Origin of the sequence: Streptococcus sp. 4886 (assembly GCF_013276485.1) — a bacterium.
In the GTDB taxonomy this organism is placed as follows: domain Bacteria; phylum Bacillota; class Bacilli; order Lactobacillales; family Streptococcaceae; genus Streptococcus.
The window spans coordinates 151514-167791 of sequence record NZ_VMLD01000008.1; the positions used below are offsets into that span (position 1 = coordinate 151514).

At 39.1% G+C, this 16278-nt stretch carries 10 protein-coding genes, 10 tRNA genes and 1 pseudogene; 2 read left to right on the forward strand and 19 right to left on the reverse strand.

Annotation, left to right across the window (positions count from 1 at the left end):
- Positions 1 to 4: 4 nt before the first annotated feature.
- The 9 genes and pseudogenes from oppC to HT679_RS04270 form a co-directional block, all read right to left on the reverse strand.
- Positions 5 to 931 (reverse strand): oligopeptide ABC transporter permease OppC, encoded by a 927-nt coding sequence (oppC, locus tag HT679_RS04230; protein ID WP_000103703.1) that lies wholly within the window; start codon positions 929 to 931, stop codon positions 5 to 7.
- Complete coding sequence (locus HT679_RS04235; protein ID WP_000759899.1) at positions 931 to 2427, reverse strand: ABC transporter permease; 1497 nt, start codon at positions 2425 to 2427, stop codon at positions 931 to 933. The genes oppC and HT679_RS04235 overlap by 1 nt, the downstream gene beginning before the upstream one ends.
- 66 nt (positions 2428 to 2493) lie before the next feature.
- Positions 2494 to 4496, reverse strand: a pseudogene (locus HT679_RS04240) (peptide ABC transporter substrate-binding protein).
- A gap of 688 nt (positions 4497 to 5184) precedes the next feature.
- Positions 5185 to 6378: an O-antigen ligase gene (locus HT679_RS04245; RefSeq protein ID WP_173213167.1), complete on the reverse strand. Its 1194-nt coding sequence runs from the start codon at positions 6376 to 6378 to the stop codon at positions 5185 to 5187.
- Between the two features lie 137 nt (positions 6379 to 6515).
- Positions 6516 to 7958 carry a sucrose phosphorylase gene (gene gtfA / locus HT679_RS04250; RefSeq protein WP_173213168.1) on the reverse strand — a complete coding sequence of 481 codons (1443 nt, stop codon included), beginning with the start codon at positions 7956 to 7958 and terminating at the stop codon, positions 6516 to 6518.
- A 204-nt stretch (positions 7959 to 8162) separates the two neighbouring features.
- A complete protein-coding gene (locus HT679_RS04255) occupies positions 8163 to 8996 on the reverse strand; it encodes a carbohydrate ABC transporter permease (protein WP_075213618.1) in 834 nt (277 codons plus the stop codon).
- Between the two features lie 13 nt (positions 8997 to 9009).
- Complete coding sequence (locus HT679_RS04260) at positions 9010 to 9876, reverse strand: sugar ABC transporter permease (protein WP_162498863.1); 867 nt, start codon at positions 9874 to 9876, stop codon at positions 9010 to 9012.
- A gap of 11 nt (positions 9877 to 9887) precedes the next feature.
- Positions 9888 to 11147, reverse strand: coding sequence for an extracellular solute-binding protein (locus HT679_RS04265; protein WP_173213169.1), 1260 nt, complete (start codon positions 11145 to 11147; stop codon positions 9888 to 9890).
- 34 nt (positions 11148 to 11181) lie between these two features.
- The gene (locus HT679_RS04270) at positions 11182 to 13344 is read right to left on the reverse strand and encodes an alpha-galactosidase (RefSeq protein ID WP_173213170.1); all 2163 of its coding nucleotides are present in this window, start codon (positions 13342 to 13344) and stop codon (positions 11182 to 11184) included.
- Between the two features lie 107 nt (positions 13345 to 13451).
- On the opposite strand from HT679_RS04270, the gene HT679_RS04275 reads away from it, so the two are divergent.
- A complete protein-coding gene (locus HT679_RS04275; RefSeq protein WP_173213172.1) occupies positions 13452 to 14312 on the forward strand; it encodes an AraC family ligand binding domain-containing protein in 861 nt (286 codons plus the stop codon).
- Positions 14309 to 15244, forward strand: coding sequence for a bifunctional biotin--[acetyl-CoA-carboxylase] ligase/biotin operon repressor BirA (birA, locus tag HT679_RS04280; protein WP_173213174.1), 936 nt, complete (start codon positions 14309 to 14311; stop codon positions 15242 to 15244). The genes HT679_RS04275 and birA overlap by 4 nt, the downstream gene beginning before the upstream one ends.
- 125 nt (positions 15245 to 15369) lie before the next feature.
- Here birA and HT679_RS04285 read toward each other — a convergent pair.
- From HT679_RS04285 to HT679_RS04330, 10 genes are all read right to left on the reverse strand, one after another.
- A tRNA-Ser gene (locus HT679_RS04285) sits at positions 15370 to 15457 on the reverse strand.
- Positions 15458 to 15463: 6 nt separating this feature from the next.
- Positions 15464 to 15537: transfer RNA gene (locus HT679_RS04290), tRNA-Ile, on the reverse strand.
- 35 nt (positions 15538 to 15572) lie between these two features.
- A tRNA-Gly gene (locus HT679_RS04295) sits at positions 15573 to 15643 on the reverse strand.
- 20 nt (positions 15644 to 15663) lie between these two features.
- A tRNA-Phe gene (locus HT679_RS04300) sits at positions 15664 to 15736 on the reverse strand.
- A 3-nt stretch (positions 15737 to 15739) separates the two neighbouring features.
- Positions 15740 to 15813 (reverse strand) — tRNA-Met (locus HT679_RS04305).
- A 9-nt stretch (positions 15814 to 15822) separates the two neighbouring features.
- Positions 15823 to 15912: transfer RNA gene (locus HT679_RS04310), tRNA-Ser, on the reverse strand.
- Positions 15913 to 15922: 10 nt separating this feature from the next.
- Positions 15923 to 15996 (reverse strand) — tRNA-Ile (locus tag HT679_RS04315).
- Positions 15997 to 16009: 13 nt separating this feature from the next.
- Positions 16010 to 16083, reverse strand: a tRNA-Met gene (locus tag HT679_RS04320).
- Between the two features lie 5 nt (positions 16084 to 16088).
- Positions 16089 to 16162: transfer RNA gene (locus tag HT679_RS04325), tRNA-Pro, on the reverse strand.
- Positions 16163 to 16177: 15 nt separating this feature from the next.
- Positions 16178 to 16251 (reverse strand) — tRNA-Arg (locus tag HT679_RS04330).
- Between the last annotated feature and the right edge of the window lie 27 nt (positions 16252 to 16278).

Genomic DNA, 16278 nt, shown 5'->3' on the forward strand with positions numbered 1-16278 from the left:
ACTCCTATCTATGTGTACGTGGATCACTAGCATCCGCTAAGTTTTGACCAACTACGAAAAGGGACAAGGATACCAAGACAAGAGTTGTCAATGGAATCCAGAACAAGTAAGCATTAGTTGTTACGTTTTGTGAATAATCCGAAATCAAACGACCCAAACTTGGCACTGTAATTGGTAATCCAAGACCGAAGAATGACAAGAAGGCTTCGTATGAGATAAAGCTTGGAAGCATTTGAGTCATGGTTGTCACAATAACAGATACCAATTGTGGCATAATGTTTTTGGCAACAATCTTCAAGGTTGGTGTTCCCAAAGTACGTGAAGCCAAGTTGTATTCCAAGTCACGATAGCGCAAAATTTGCACACGAATCATGAAGGCAATCCCAATCCATGTCGTCACACTCATAGCAAAAATCAGATTCCAGAATCCAGCTCCGATTGAGTAAGTCAAGACAATAACAATCAAAAGAGATGGGATGTTTGAGATGACGTTATAAACTTCCATCATGACACGGTCAACTGATTTTGAAATTCCCCAAATACCACCGACAAAGACACCGATAACCAAGTTAATCACTGTCGCAATCACAGAAATGAGGATAGAGTTACGAGCTCCGAACCAGACACCGTCAAAGAGTGATTTACCGTTACTGTCTGTACCGAACCAATGCTCAGCATTTGGCTTGATATAGCGAGCACTAAAGTCGTTTACCTTGCTGACATCATTGAAATCAAACTTAGAAAACATTGGGTAGATGAAACTCATCAAAATAATGGCTACCAAGATTCCCAACATGACTACAGTTGATTTTTTCTTCATAAATTGTCTAAACACTGATTTCCAGTAAGAATATGCTGGCGCATCAATAGTTTCAGAGGCAAAATCGTCACGTTTTACAAACTGAAATTTTTCTTTATCGATTGTAGACATTATTTGCCTCCTTTCTCAGTCAATTTAATACGTGGGTCAATAATCGTCATCCAAATATCTCCCAAAAGAAGTGAGAAGATAGAAATACATGTAAAGATGAAGACAAGACCAACGACCATAGAGTTATTAGATGCTTTTACAGAGTCAATCAACATTTTACCCATACCTGGGAAGGCAAAGACTGTTTCAGTAAGGGTTGCACCACCGATAACCCCAATAACGGCACCAGGAATTCCTGAAACCAGCGGAACCATGGCATTTTTAAAGATGTGTTTGTTTGAAATTTCTTTTTCAGACAAACCTTTTGCACGAGCAAAACGAACAAAGTCTTGAGATTGCAAGTCAATCATGTAACGACGAATCCAAATGGCTGTACCAGGAGCACCCAACAAACCAAGGATTACTGCCGGTAAAACGTAAGAACGCCAATCTCCAGCTCCCAAGATAGGGAATGAATCTGGTAAACCAATTGAGGAACCAATCAATCGAACAATATAAACAAGGGCAATTGTTGGAAGTGCCATCAAGAAGGTCAAAGCCCCTGTTGAGAAGCTATCGATCCAAGTGTTCTTGAAACGAGCCATGGCTGAACCAAGTGGCACGGCAATCGCATAAGAAATCACCAAACCAATCAAACCAGCAATAGCAGAGCTGACAATCATAGATGGATATTGGTAATTACTTTCAGTCGCTGTATAAGGATCATCTTTCCCATAGCTAGCTACTTCACGAGAGTCAGCCTGACTAGGTGACTTGTAGGTTCTTGAGTAAATATTTACAGAAGACGTTTTCTTACCTGTTGGGAACTGAACTTGAGCAGTTTTGGTCTGTCCTTGACCTTGAGTAATAACCTGAAGAACTGGTGTATTAGCATAGGTTGGATAAGAGTCACCTAAATTGATATTCACAAAGTTTTGATGCACAAATGGGAACTGACTGTTGAAGTACAAGAGATATTTATGTTTAGTTCCTGAACCGACCAATGACCATCCGATAGCTGGATCATTTTCAAAACGAAGGTAGCGTTTCAAGTCTGGATTTTCAGGGTCTTGGATTTTATTTGTATGGTCAATGTCAATCAAGTTAGCATAGAAGTGAAAAACACGTTCAAAAATTGGAATTTCACGAGTAGCATAGAATTGACCACTTTCAGTAAATTCTCCCAAAGTCCAACCATGACCTAATTGATTGATGTACTTTTCATAAATAGCTTTATTGGTCGCATTTGCTTCTACTGTTACAGAAGAATCCATGCTACTTGCCTTTTCTTGCAACTCTTTAGTATCGTAATACTCAATGTAGCCCATACGCTCAAACACAGTATTTTCATAGTTATCACGTTTATCAGCCGTTGTCGCAATTTTATTATAGTTAGGATCCTGCTTGAAAATCAATTTTCGAGGAACCAAGGTATAGATAATCGTGTAGGTCAAAGTCGTTACTAAGAAAATCGAAACCAATGACCGCAAAACACGCATAAAAATATATTTTTTCATATTATTTCCTTTAAAAATCCCAAAAGAACCTTCTCCTCATGGAGAGAAAGTTCTATTAGAAATTATTTACTTCACATGACTTGCCAATTCTTTTTGAGCTTTCTCATTTGATTCAGCTTTTTCTTTCAACCATTTTTCACGAGCTTTTTCATACTCTTTCTTAGTCACCGCTTTATCTTGCAATTTCAAATATTTGAAGTAAACATCTGACCCCTTAGAGCCTGTTTGCGCAGAAGCTCCAGTAAATGGAACAACTCGTGAAAGCACCGGTGCTGCACCAGAAGAAGCCATAGCAGGAATAAAGAGAGAACTATCAGTCAACCATGCTTGAGCCGCTGCATATTTTTCATAACGGACATTCAAGTCGCTTGTCTCTTTGGCAGCTTCATCAACCAATTTATCGTATTCTTTCAAACCAACTTGAACTACTGAAGGGCTATTTGGATTATCAAATCCTAAATATGTTTTTGTAGTTTCACTGCTAGTTGTTTTTAAAATATCCAAGTAAGTAGATGGGTCTTGATAGTCTGGTCCCCATGTAACTCCTCCCGATACATCCCAATCCTCAGATGAAGCATTGGCAGCATAGTAAGTAATATTAAGGAATTCATCACTTGTCATTTGTTGAATATCGACAACGACATTTTCAACACCAAGAACTGTTTCTACAGATTGTTTAAAGGACTGAATACGGGCGATGTAGCCTTTTGATGCTTGGTCTACTGGAACATCCAGATGAATAGGAAACTGAACGCCATCTGCTTCTAAAGCTTTCTTAGCTTTCGCAAACTCTGCCTTGGCCTTGTCAGCATTGAATAAACCATCCTGCCCATCAGCTAAATTCACACCTTTCCACTCATCTCCATAAGCAGGAAGTTGAGCAGCGACTAAATCACCAAAGGTCTTCTCACCAACTGAAACAAAGTCTGGTTTTACAAATAGATTACGAACTGCTAAAGCTGCTCCATCTTTACCATTGATTTGAGCTGAGTAAGCTGAGCGATCAAGAGCAAAATTCAAGGCTTGACGGAAATCTTTGTTAAGCAATGCCTTCTTAGTAGCTGCTTTCTCTGAATCGGTAGTTTTAGAAGTATAGTTGTAACTTTGGCGATCAACATTCACACCCAGACCAGCAATCCCAGAGCCTGGTTGTGTGTAATAGATATTGTCCTTGTATTCTTCTGCAACCTTAGAATAGTTGGAGCTGGTAGGGAAAAGACGGGCATAACTATAAGCTCCACTAGTGAAGTTACGCTCTAGCGACTCCTGATCTGATCCATCATAGTAAGCTAGATTGATAGTATCTAGGTGGACATTTTCTTTATCCCAATATTGCTCATTTTTTACAAACTCTACAGAAGATTTTGCAGTCAACCCTTTCAACAAGAATGGACCATTATAAAGCAAGGATGTCGGATCTGTTGGTTTAGCAAAATCGCTTCCTTTTGATGTTTCGAATTCTTCATTCAGAGGCCAGAAAATAGAATAGGCAGAGGCCAGAAAATAGAATAGGTCAACTTAGAGTTCCAGAACGGTTCAGGCTGGTTCAAAGTGTATTGTAACGTATAATCATCAACCGCCTTGACACCAACTGTTGAAAAATCTGTTGAAGTTCCTGATAGATAATCTGCCAAGCCTTTAACCGAATTTTCAGCTAAATACATAGCTTCTGATTTTTTATCTGCTGCGTGTTTTAAACCGTTCACGAAATCTTTAGCCGTCACCTCTGCATATTCTTCTCCATCAGAGGTAAACCATTTAACCCCTTTACGAATCTTATAAGTGTAGGTCAAACCATCCTTAGAGACTTCCCAATCCTCTGCAACTGCAGGAGCAAGATTACCGTAATTATCGTTAGTGAATAAACCATCAATCCCATTTGAAGTCACTACTGTTGTACTATTTTTACTTGAAATCAGGTAGTCCAAGGTTTCTGGGTCTGCTGTATAAACATAGCCATAAGCTTTAGGGGCTGATGAATCAGATGATTTTGAAGAACTGCATGCTGCAAGTACACCTGCTGCTAATAAAACAAGACCTGCTGTAGCAAATACACGATTTTTTTTCATTTTCTACTCCTCTGTTTATGTGAATTATAGATTGACAACCATTATATCACATTATCCATTAAAAATCAAACAAATTTTCAGAATATTTAGGCTTATTAACACAAATTTTTCATTTTTTCTGAATATATGATTCAAATTATCGTTCGAAGTATCAAAGGCTACAGCTAAAATAGGAAATTTGACGCAGAAACTTTGGAGCTTAGGAAGACCTATAGTAAAATGAAATACAGACTGAACAATGTGATTTTGGAATTCAAATTAAATTATAACAATATTGTAGAAGTATCATTCTAGTATTCAAGATTCCGTTTACTATATCTTTTTCACACCAACCTTATTCCAAATTTAATTACTTTCGTGATTTACACATATAGATTAAGACTATCTTTTATACTTTAAAATTTCTCGCTACCTTATCCACTATATACGCCTTTCTATCACGTTCCTGTTCGTAGTGCCACGATTTCGCTATCCCTTCCTCTGACAATTCTTATTTCCTGCGTCAGACTTAAAACGATCTATCCCCAGACCATTTTAATCCACTACCTCACGATAGTCAGGCTTGGGGAGAGCTATTGTATTCACCGGTAGTGGATCCCTACAGAGGACTTACACCTCAGATACACGACATGCCCAGTGTATATAAAAAATCTCCCACCAAAGGTAGAAGATTTCAATCTTATAAAACTTAATCCGTCATGTCCGATACCAAAGTTCGATGCTCCAATGGAATACTGCACATAACTAACAAGAAAATGAAACCTGACTGAATCCAGAAGAGGGCCAAGTCAAAGATTCCGTGTACAGCAACCACTGTAAGGAAAGATAGATAAAGACCGATAATCGGACGTTTCCCCGACTCCTGACTCATATCCATCATCAAGCGAACAGGAGCAACAGAAGACAAAACTAATAAAATGGTCCCCACAATTCCGTAACTCAGAATCGTATCAATATAAAGACTGTGGGCATGTTCATGATAAGGAGCATGTATCCGAGGATAAGAGTGCATATAGGTCAATGGTCCTTCACCCCAAAAAGGATTTTGCTTAAACAAGGCCATCCCAGCATCCCAGATAGAAATGCGTTCTTCCATAGAAGAGTCTAAAGTACCCATTCGAACTCCCAAATCACTAGAAAAGAGGAAGCTCAAGCCAATCGCAAAGACCCCAATACTAAGCCAAAAGGCCTTCCAGTTTTTAATGGTCGTAAAGAGATAAATAATTGCTCCAGCGATAATAGCAGGAAAGGCAGTTCGATTTTGAGTAAAGTTCAATCCAAAGAGATTCACAAAGCCTGCAAACACACAGAATACTTTCAACCAATTCAACTTGGTCGTTGTAAACAGATAGAAGGCAATCATGATACAGAAACAACAAATAATTCCATAATAATTAGGATTAAAGAAGGTTACTTCTGCACGATTCTGATGCCATACCTGCATATTTGGTGAAAGAAAAGCATAGTTGAATTTCCTCACAATTTGGAAATGCTCTAAACTCGCAAAAACAGCTGACAAGACGCTACCAAACAAGACGAACTGCAAAATCAATCGAAAGAATTTATGTGATAAAATCGACTGATAGTGCAAAAAGAAAATAGTAAATAGAAAAATTCCTACTGAAGCTACAACTCCCATCCAATTTTGTGCAAAAATGGATATTACAGTACTATAGCCAAGAAAAAGAAGCAGCATCGGATGCTCCCCCATTTTCTGAAGAATACTTTTCATGTCTCCTGTAAAAATCAAACTGATAATATATAAACAGAATACAACTACAAAAAGATAAAAGGGTAAAAAGATACTTAGGATAATTCCCAATAAAATCAGCTCTTTACTAGACAACCCCTTCAGCTTTTCAATAAAGCCTATTGATTTCAAAATGAATCCTTTCTCTCCAAATCAGCTGATTCAGATAATAGTAAGCTATCCTATATTGTACCACTTTTTTAGCAATTTGAAAACAAAGGAAACGTTTTCCAAAATAAAAACCCTATTTTATCCACCATATCAAGGCTTCAAAATGATACTTCAACTCCATTCTCAATTACCCGATAAGTCTGATTTTGCAAATCAATTTCTACTACTGCTGTTACGGACTTATCTTTATTTTGACGTTTGATTACAATGCTGTGAGCTGTTGGTGTCTCTATCTCAGTAGTCCCTTCTAGATCAAAGGCTTCTGAACGGTTACGGAAAGAAAATAGATTGAGAAGGGCCTTCACAACAGGTCGTTGCACTTCTTTTGCTATTTCCTCGTTGCTATAGTAATGACGATTAATATTTCGACCTTCTTTAGTTTCTTCTAATAATTTCAAGTCATTCTTGCCTGCTAATAGACCCACATAGTAAACCTGAGGAATACCTGGGGCAAAAGCTTGAATTAGACGAGCGAGAAAATACTTGACATCATCATCTCCAAGCGCTGAATAGTAGGTTGAATTGATTTGGTAGATATCTAAGTTGTTATACTCGGCACTAGAGTACTTACGTTTGACATTGGCTCCAACCTTATAGAGTTCATTTGAAGCATAGTCAATCTCCTCATCGGTCAGGATATCCTTGACATCTACTACTCCAATCCCATCATGGGTATCTAGCGTCGTAAATTGCTTCATCGGGCTCATCTTTAACCACTTAGCCAAACGCTCTGTTCTGGAACTGTAAAGAGTATAAAGGGTTACCATTGGAAGAGCAAAATCATAAACATAGTAATCGTGATCCGCTATTTTAAACTGAATCGAATAATGTTCATGAATCTCAGGTAAGAGCTCTGTCCCATACTCAGCAGCGATGTCTCGAACTTTGTCCAATAAATCCCAAATATCTGGTTCCACAAAGAAATCATTAGTATCCAATTTCTTCACTGCATAAGCAAAGGCATCTAGACGAATCAAATCACAGCCATTACTTGCCAAGTGCTGAATGGTCTTACGGATAAATTCCATCGTTACTTCTTTGGTCACATCAAGATCAATCTGCTCCTCACCAAAGGTATTCCACAAATGTTCTACTGAACCATCTGCGAAAACGATCTCTTGCTTTGGTGCACGATCCTTACGCTTGTAAATTAAATCTACATCAGACTGTGTCGGACGATTTTCCGGCCAAAACTTATCCCAGTTTAGAAAGAGATCTTTAAATTCACTTGCTTCATGTTTTTCTTGATAATCCTTATAATACTTGGATTGACGAGAAATATGATTAATCATAAAGTCAAACATAAGATAATATTTCTCACCTAAACGCTTAACATCCTCCCAATCACCAAAAGCTGAATCCACTTCGTCATAGTCAACTGGCGCAAATCCACGATCACCTGTTGATGGGAAAAATGGTAGAAGGTGAACTCCCCCAATAGCATCACCAAAATGCTCTTCCAAATTCTCATATAAGTCTTTAAGATTATTTCCCAAACTATCTGAATAGGTAATCAACATGGTTTTATTCTGAATTGGCATCATTACTCTCCTTTTTCTAATTGAAGCCAAGTCTCATTGACTTGGCTTCGTAAATCAAATTCATTTTAAATCTCTATTTATCATCAAACTCGTACTAATATAGACTGTGATAAACTAAGTACTACTTTCTTGTCTTCTACATAGAATTATCAACAAGCTGAACCCTTCCTCTGTGTCAGAGACTATAGATTCCATGAGTTCTTCTTACTTCACTGCTCCGTTGCTCATTCCTGCGATGATATGGCGTTGGAAGAAGAGATAGACAATGGTGATACTGATAATGCCGACAACGTATGAGGCAAAGCTTGGTCCGTAGTCGTTGAAATATTGGCCTGCGTAGTTGTATTGGAACAAAGGCAGAGTCCACATTTTGGAATCCCGGTTCAAGACAAGGAGTGGCAACATGAAGTCATTCCAGAACCAAAGGGCATTGATGATCATGGTTGTCGCATGCATCGGTTTCATCATTGGGAAGATGATGCGGAAATAGGTTGTAAATTTATTAGCCCCATCGATCTCTGCTGCTTCATCCAGACTTTCTGGGATCGAGATTTTGATATAGCCAACATAGAGAAAGAGGGTCTGTGGAATCGCATAGGTCAAGTAGAGCAAGATCAAACCAAAGGTATTAGCCAAACCGAGTTTACTCATCATAACCGTAATCGGAATCATGATGACTTGGAAAGGTACGAAGATTCCGAGGATTAAGAGGGTATACATGATGGTAAAGGCTTTTCTTTTACTCATATTGCGAGCGATGGAGTAGGCTGCCATAGGAATAAAGATCATTACTGCAAGTAAAGACAAGACAGTGATGACGACAGAGTTCCAATAATAGCCTCCGATCCCATCAGCTAAGAGACGGCTAAAGTTGTCCCATGTGAAGTTGGTTGGAAAGCCAAAGAAATTATCTACAATATCCTTAGTGGGTTTGAAGGAACTAAAGAGGGTAGCAAGGAGCGGCACTAAAATCAGAACCGATCCTAGAATCAATAGAATGTATTTGCCAATCAGGTCTTTTCTTTCATCTTGTTTCATCATGCTTCTCCTCTTAAATTTCAAATTTCTTAGATACTCTCAATTGGATGATCGAAATCACTACAATTAAGAAGAACAAGATTACGGCAATGGCATTGGCATAACCGAATTGGTTGTTTTTAAAGGCATAGTTATAAACCAAAAGCCCAAGTGAGGTTGTGGCATTGTTTGGACCACCACCGGTCATGGCAAAGACTTGGTCAAAAGCAGTCAGCCCACCTTTTAGGGATAGGATAAAGACCATAGAGACACTTGGTAGCAAGTAAGGCAATTCAATGTTCCAGAAAACTTGCTTGCTAGTCGCGCCATCAATCCTTGCTGCCTCTGTAATCTCAGTTGGAATAGATTGCAAACCAGCTAGAAAGATGATGATGGGCATAGCCACCCCTTGCCAAAGAAGGACAAAGACAGCCGCAAAGATCGCTCCCCACTTAGTCCCTAAAAGACTGGTTTGGAGAAATTCAATATGAAGGGCATGCCCAATCGCTGGAAGACCATAGTTGAAGACTTGCTTGAAGATCAAAGCCACTGTCAAACCAGACAAAACAGCTGGGAAGAAGAACCAAGCACGGAAGAAGGTTTGGCCTTTAATTTTAGAGTTCAAGACACGCGCAATGAAGATCCCGAGTGCAATCTCACCAACCACCATGGCAATCGTAATGATTGCGGTAAAGCCAATCGCATTCATGAATTTTGGATCCATGAAGAGGAGCTTAAAGTTGTTTAAGCCGACAAATTTGTAGTTATAAGTCAATCCTGTCCAGTTGGTAAAACTGTAAAAGGCTCCTTGAAACATCGGCACATAGAAGAAAATTGCTTGTAACAAGAGAGGGATGACCACAAAAGCCCATGCCCAATATTTTTGTAATACTTTTTTCATAGTCTCTACTCCTAATCCACATCCGCTTTCATCGGGTTAAAGAAGGCATTCAAATCATTGACCATGCCTTGTTTATCACCGGTCAAGACATAGTTCATAGTCAAGGTATGGAAGTCTGATTCACTGGTCCAGTATTGTTGCAACCAGACCAAGTGACGATCCGTAAAGGCATATTCGGTCATACCAGCAAGCGGTGAATCTTCTCCTGCTTGTTTGACCCCTTCAATCGCTGTTGGAGATCCGTCCACATCGTAGTATTTTTGCATGACTTCTGGACGGGTCATATATTCCACAAAGGCATTGGCTTCTTTTGGATGTTTGGTGGTGGCTGAGATAGACCATGCCAAGTCTCCCGCACCAACGGTTAAGCTTTGTCCTTTTTCTTTTCCTGGAATCATGAAGGTCCCAATCTTAAAGTTCGGTTTTTGTTCATTAATCGCTGTGATCGCCCAAGACCCATTTGGTGTCATGAGGACATCCCCACGTGCGAAGGCTCCGATAACATCGGTATAGCCAGCACCTTCCCAGTTCTTTTGCTTAGAGCCATTGATGCGAAGGATGTCCATGACCTTGATGTCATCTTTCATAATCGAATCCGACAATTTAATGGCATTTGGTTGAGAATAACGAAGGTATTGATTGGCTTCTTTTCCTCCACCTGTGGCTGTCGCAAAGGCTAATTGATTGTAACCATTGAGTGTCCAAGCATCTGCACCTGCAATTCCAAATGGTGTTTGTCCTTTAGTAACGATGTCTTTGACTAACTGTTCAAATTCATCCCAGGTTTCAGGAACCTTCAAGCCCAGCTCTTCGAATTTATCTTTGTTGTAGTAAATTCCATAAGCATTAGCTGTAAAAGGAACGTTGTAAACTTTTTCGTTTACAGCATATTTTTCAGCGTAGCCATTTTTCACGCGTTTCAGGTAGTCTTTGTTGCTCAAATCTTCAAAGACACCTGCTTTTGCCCATTCTTGCAGTTCGATGGACTGTGGGTAAATATTGACCACATCAGGCACATCTCCTGCGAGAACACGTGTCTTCAATACTTCACCAGCATTTGGTACATTGACGACTTTGACCTTGATCTTAGGGTTTTCCTTCTCAAAATCACGAGCGATTTCTTCCAAGGTTTTGGTCATTTCTTTTTTCTGGTTGAAATACTCGATGGTCACTGTGCCATCCGCAGATTTACCATAGTTGGAGCAAGCGCCGAGCCCAAACAAAGCTAAACCTGTAATTGCAAGAAGTCCGATTTTCTTATACCATTTCATTGGAAAGCCTCCTTTATAAATTTATACACTTTTATTATAGTCTTCTGAAAATATACTGTTTACTCAAAAAATCTCCCTGGGATAAGATAACAGTTAAGCCCGCATACATGAGTTCTGCACCTGAGTAAACTACTCCATTTTCCTGTAATTCATACAGTCCCTCTTCATCCAAATCTTTTAATTTTAAAGTTGTTTCCATGGCCTCTACAACTGACAAAACGCGAACGTAGGTTACAATCGTTTGATTTTTGTAATTAAATTGTACAGCTGCTTCATTGGATGCAGACTCGGGATTAATTAACCTATACTGTTGTCCTAACTGAACTACTGGTCGTAATTCTTTATACAAGTTCACCTGATTAGCAATCTCAGCTTTCTCTTCATCTGATAAACTTGTCAAATCAAGCTCATATCCCAGATTTCCCATCATTGCTACATGACCACGTGTTTCTAATGGTGTCGTTCGTCCCATCTGATGATTCGGTACTGCTGAAACATGAGCCCCCATAGAAATGGTTGGATAGAGATAGGATGAACCGTATTGAATTGGTAAACGTGCAATGGCATCAGTATTATCACTAGCCCAGACTTGTGGGAAATAGCGCATCATACCAAGATCATTTCGTCCACCACCACCAGAGCAGGACTCAAAGAGAATATGGCTGTGCTTTTCTGTCAGATAAGAAACGAGTTCGTAAAGCCCCAACATGTACTGATGAGATTGCATCTGTGTTTCTAGATAAGTAAAGCCATTTCCTAGGTTAGTAATATTACGATTCATATCCCATTTAATGTAATCAATCTCATGATAAGATAGGAGTTGATCTAAGACATTTTTCAAGTATTCTACTACCTGAGGATTGGCAAGATTAAGTACTAATTGATTTCGAGAATAGGTATGGTCATATCCTGGAACCTGAATAGCCCAGTCAGGATGTTTACGATACAAATCGCTATCTACAGAAATCATTTCAGGTTCTAACCAAAGCCCAAACTGCAAACCTCTTTCATGGATAGCTGAAATCAGACTTTCTAGGCTTCCACCCAGTTTTTCCTCATTAACAACCCAATCACCTAAAGCCCGATTATCATCAAAGCGATTACCAAACCAACCATCATCTAATACAAAAAGTTCAATGCCAACTTTCTTAGCTTCATCTGCTAACTCTAACAGTTTTTCTCTCTGAAAGTCAAAGTAAGTAGCTTCCCAGTTATTGATTAGAATTGGGCGTTCTTTTTTAGAAAATTTACTTGGCATAATATGCTTCAGTACAAAATTCTGACTTTCATGACTAATACCAGTTAATCCCTTATCTGAATAGGTCATTAAAGCTACCGGTGTTTCAAAGTATTCCTCAGGGTCTAACTTCCAAGAAAAGTTTTCCGGATTAATCCCAATAGCCAGCCGAACTTCATTCAATTGATTCTTTTGAACAAAAGCTTTAAAGTTTCCACTATACATTAGTTGAATAGCAAACACATTCCCTGCATCCTCTGTAACTCCTTGATCACATAAGAAAAGAGCTGGTGTTTGAGCATGCCCAGAAGCTCCACGGTTCGAACTAATCGAAAAGATTCCTTGTTCTACCTGTTGACGTCTGACAGTCTTTTCACGAGCATAAGCTCCCTGAAGAGTTACGATTTCGTAAGCTGCAGCAGGAAAATCAGCCATAAAAGAAAAATCTTTATGAATGACAACTTCCTGGTTACTATTATTCTCTAATTTACTGTAGCTAGCAATTGTTGCATCATTTTCAAAAGCTGTATAATACAAAGTCAGACTCAGTTGAGCCTTAGAATCCTCTAACATTAAGACAAGAGTCTCTGTATCGTCCATGCTATGTGGAGAAGGTAAGCTCTTTGGACCATTCTGACCTTTTAAAATCTTTGCTTCTACAAATCGAAAGTCTGTTACTTCAGTTACACTATGCTGAATCTGTATAGTTGGTTTCCTAAAATCTCCTAAGCCATGTTGTCCAAAAATCTGTCTATGAGTATCTAAACTAAAGGTTCGATTAGTAGTCGTTGGATTTCCTGAAAAGGCATGGTCTCGTTCATAAACACTATTGGAACCTTTATAGTTCTTAATAGTCTTTCCTAAATGTTTCAATAGTAAGTACCCATCACGATTTTCAATAATCAAACTTAGATTTTTACTCTCAACATAAAATAGATTATTCTCTATCCTAACTCCCATTTACTTCACCTCATCACTTTATTGATTCTATTTTATCATCTGAAATCGCTTTCCAAAATAGAAAAATGTCTCAAGAATATGGTAAAATGTTAGGTAGGAGGTGGCACATGCTAGTTTTTTCAGAATACCAGACTGGAACAATCGACCTTTCCCTAAGCTTTTATGGATATGAGGAATGCACACCTAATTACTCTTTTGGTCCAGCCATTCGTGATACATACGTTCTACATTACATTAGTAAAGGACAAGGAACATTCCATTACAAGGGTAAAATTGTTGATTTAAAAGAAGGAGATTTCTTTCTATTAAAACCAGATGAACTAACCTTTTATCAAGCTGATAGTGAAAATCCTTGGGCCTACTACTGGTTAGGAATCACTGGAGGAAAAGCTCCTGACTATTTTGCTCTTTCTCAAATTTCTGACCAATCCTATCTCATCCAATCTGAAACTTGTCATACCCAGACTACTGCAAAACTCATCTCAGACATTGTCCGCTTCGCTCAGATTACAAAATCCAATGAATTAGCTCAACTCCATATCATGGGACAACTCCATGAACTGATGTTTCATCTGGGAACTATTGCTCCCAATCAGAAAAAAAAGAATATTTCATCAACCTACCAACTCTATCTTGAATGCAAACGATTAATTGATAGCCACTATCCTCAATCACTTACAATTCAAGATTTAGCAAAAGAACTATCCGTTCACAGAAGTTACTTATCAAGCGTATTCAAAGAATTTAACACCTTATCCCCCAAAGAATACCTACTCTACGTTCGAATGCACCGAGCTAAACAACTTCTCGAAAATACCCAAGAATCCATCAAGGTAATTGCATACTCGGTAGGTTTTTCAGATCCACTCCATTTTTCGAAAGCTTATAAACAATACTTTAATCAGACTCCAAGTCATACAAGAAAAGAATACTCTCAATACCAACTAGTGAGAAAGGAAACACTATGAAATCCTACCAAGCCGTCTACCAAATTCTAACTAAAGAAACCGATTATATCAGCGGAGAAAAAATCGCAGAAGAACTATCCCTCAGTCGAACATCAATTTGGAAAGCCATCAAGCGGCTAGAACAAGAAGGCATTGAAATTGATAGTATCAAAAACAAAGGATATCAACTGATGAATGGTGACCTTATTCTTCCAGAGATTCTAGAAGAAAATCTTCCAATTAAAGTCAGCTTTAAACCCGAAACAAAATCAACACAACTAGATGCAAAAGAAGCAATTGATTTAGGCCATGAAGCAAATACCCTCTATCTAGCTTCCTATCAAACAGCAGGCCGAGGCCGTTTTCAACGTTCCTTCTACTCTCCTCAAGGTGGCATTTATATGACACTACATCTTAAACCAAATCTCCCCTACGACAAATTACCATCCTACACACTACTTGTAGCAGGAGCTATCTACAAAGCCATTAAGAACCTAACTTTAATAGATGTCGACATAAAATGGGTCAATGATATCTACCTCAAAAATCATAAAATTGGAGGAATCCTTACTGAGGCAATAACGTCTGTAGAAACAAGCCTAGTCACAGATATCATTATTGGAGTAGGTATCAATTTCACTATTAAAGACTTCCCTCAGGAATTAAAAGAAAAAGCTACTAGCTTATTTAAAACTACAGCTCCTATAACAAGGAATGAATTGATCATAGAAATCTGGCGTGCTTTCTTCGAAACACCAGCAGAGGAGTTATTATACCTATATAAAAAACAGTCATTCGTTCTAGGAAAAGAAGTTACTTTCACACTAGATCAAAAAGACTACAAGGGACTTGCTAAAGACATCTCTGAAAGTGGTAAACTTTTAGTTCAATGTGATAACGGAAAAAAAATCTGGCTCAATAGCGGAGAAATTTCTCTCAATAGTTGGAAGTAAAATAACACAATTATAATATAAACGATATAAAAATAACTTCAGATTAGTAATTCAATTAAGTTTTACAGATCTGAAGTTTTATTGTCTCTAAAAGTAAAAAAGAGAGTTACAAACTCTCATTAAAACGGAGAATAAGGGATTCGAACCCTTGCGCCAGTTACCCGACCTAACGATTTAGCAAACCGTCCTCTTCAGCCTCTTGAGTAATTCTCCAATTAATGGGCACGAGTGGACTCGAACCACCGACCTCACGCTTATCAGGCGTGCGCTCTAACCACCTGAGCTACGCGCCCAAGTTAAAAAACTTGGTAATTTGAACAAAGTTCAAAGCGGGTGACGAGAATCGAACTCGCGACAACAGCTTGGAAGGCTGTAGTTTTACCACTAAACTACACCCGCATACATACTATAAGTAAAAATGGCGCGAGACGGAATCGAACCGCCGACACATGGAGCTTCAATCCATTGCTCTACCAACTGAGCTACCGAGCCTTATTGCGGGAGCAGGATTTGAACCTACGACCTTCGGGTTATGAGCCCGACGAGCTACCGAGCTGCTCCATCCCGCGTTAATAAAAAGGAGGATGTGGGATTCGAACCCACGCACGCTTTTACACGCCTGACGGTTTTCAAGACCGTTCCCTTCAGCCGGACTTGGGTAATCCTCCAATATTCAAATGGACCTTGTAGGACTTGAACCTACGACCACTCGGTTATGAGCCGAGAGCTCTAACCAGCTGAGCTAAAGGTCCGACAAGATCATTATAGCGGCGAAGGGGATCGAACCCCCGACCTCCCGGGTATGAACCGGACGCTCTAGCCAGCTGAGCTACACCGCCATGTATCGGGAAGACAGGATTCGAACCTGCGACACCTTGGTCCCAAACCAAGTACTCTACCAAGCTGAGCTACTTCCCGAGTTAAAAAGAAAAATGCACCCTAGAGGAGTCGAACCTCTAACCGCCTGATTCGTAGTCAGGTACTCTATCCAGTTGAGCTAAGGGTGCTCCATATTATGCCGAGGACCGGAATCG

Bases quoted from the DNA above. Each gene is read 5' to 3' on its own strand.
- oppC (WP_000103703.1), bottom strand. From the start codon at position 931: ATGTCTACAATCGATAAAGAAAAATTTCAGTTTGTAAAACGTGACGAT.
- HT679_RS04235 (WP_000759899.1), bottom strand. From the start codon at position 2,427: ATGAAAAAATATATTTTTATGCGTGTTTTGCGGTCATTGGTTTCGATT.
- gtfA (WP_173213168.1), bottom strand. From the start codon at position 7,958: ATGCCAATTCAGAATAAAACCATGTTGATTACCTATTCAGATAGTTTG.
- HT679_RS04255 (WP_075213618.1), bottom strand. From the start codon at position 8,996: ATGAAACAAGATGAAAGAAAAGACCTGATTGGCAAATACATTCTATTG.
- HT679_RS04260 (WP_162498863.1), bottom strand. From the start codon at position 9,876: ATGAAAAAAGTATTACAAAAATATTGGGCATGGGCTTTTGTGGTCATC.
- HT679_RS04265 (WP_173213169.1), bottom strand. From the start codon at position 11,147: ATGAAATGGTATAAGAAAATCGGACTTCTTGCAATTACAGGTTTAGCT.
- HT679_RS04270 (WP_173213170.1), bottom strand. From the start codon at position 13,344: ATGGGAGTTAGGATAGAGAATAATCTATTTTATGTTGAGAGTAAAAAT.
- HT679_RS04275 (WP_173213172.1), top strand. From the start codon at position 13,452: ATGCTAGTTTTTTCAGAATACCAGACTGGAACAATCGACCTTTCCCTA.
- birA (WP_173213174.1), top strand. From the start codon at position 14,309: ATGAAATCCTACCAAGCCGTCTACCAAATTCTAACTAAAGAAACCGAT.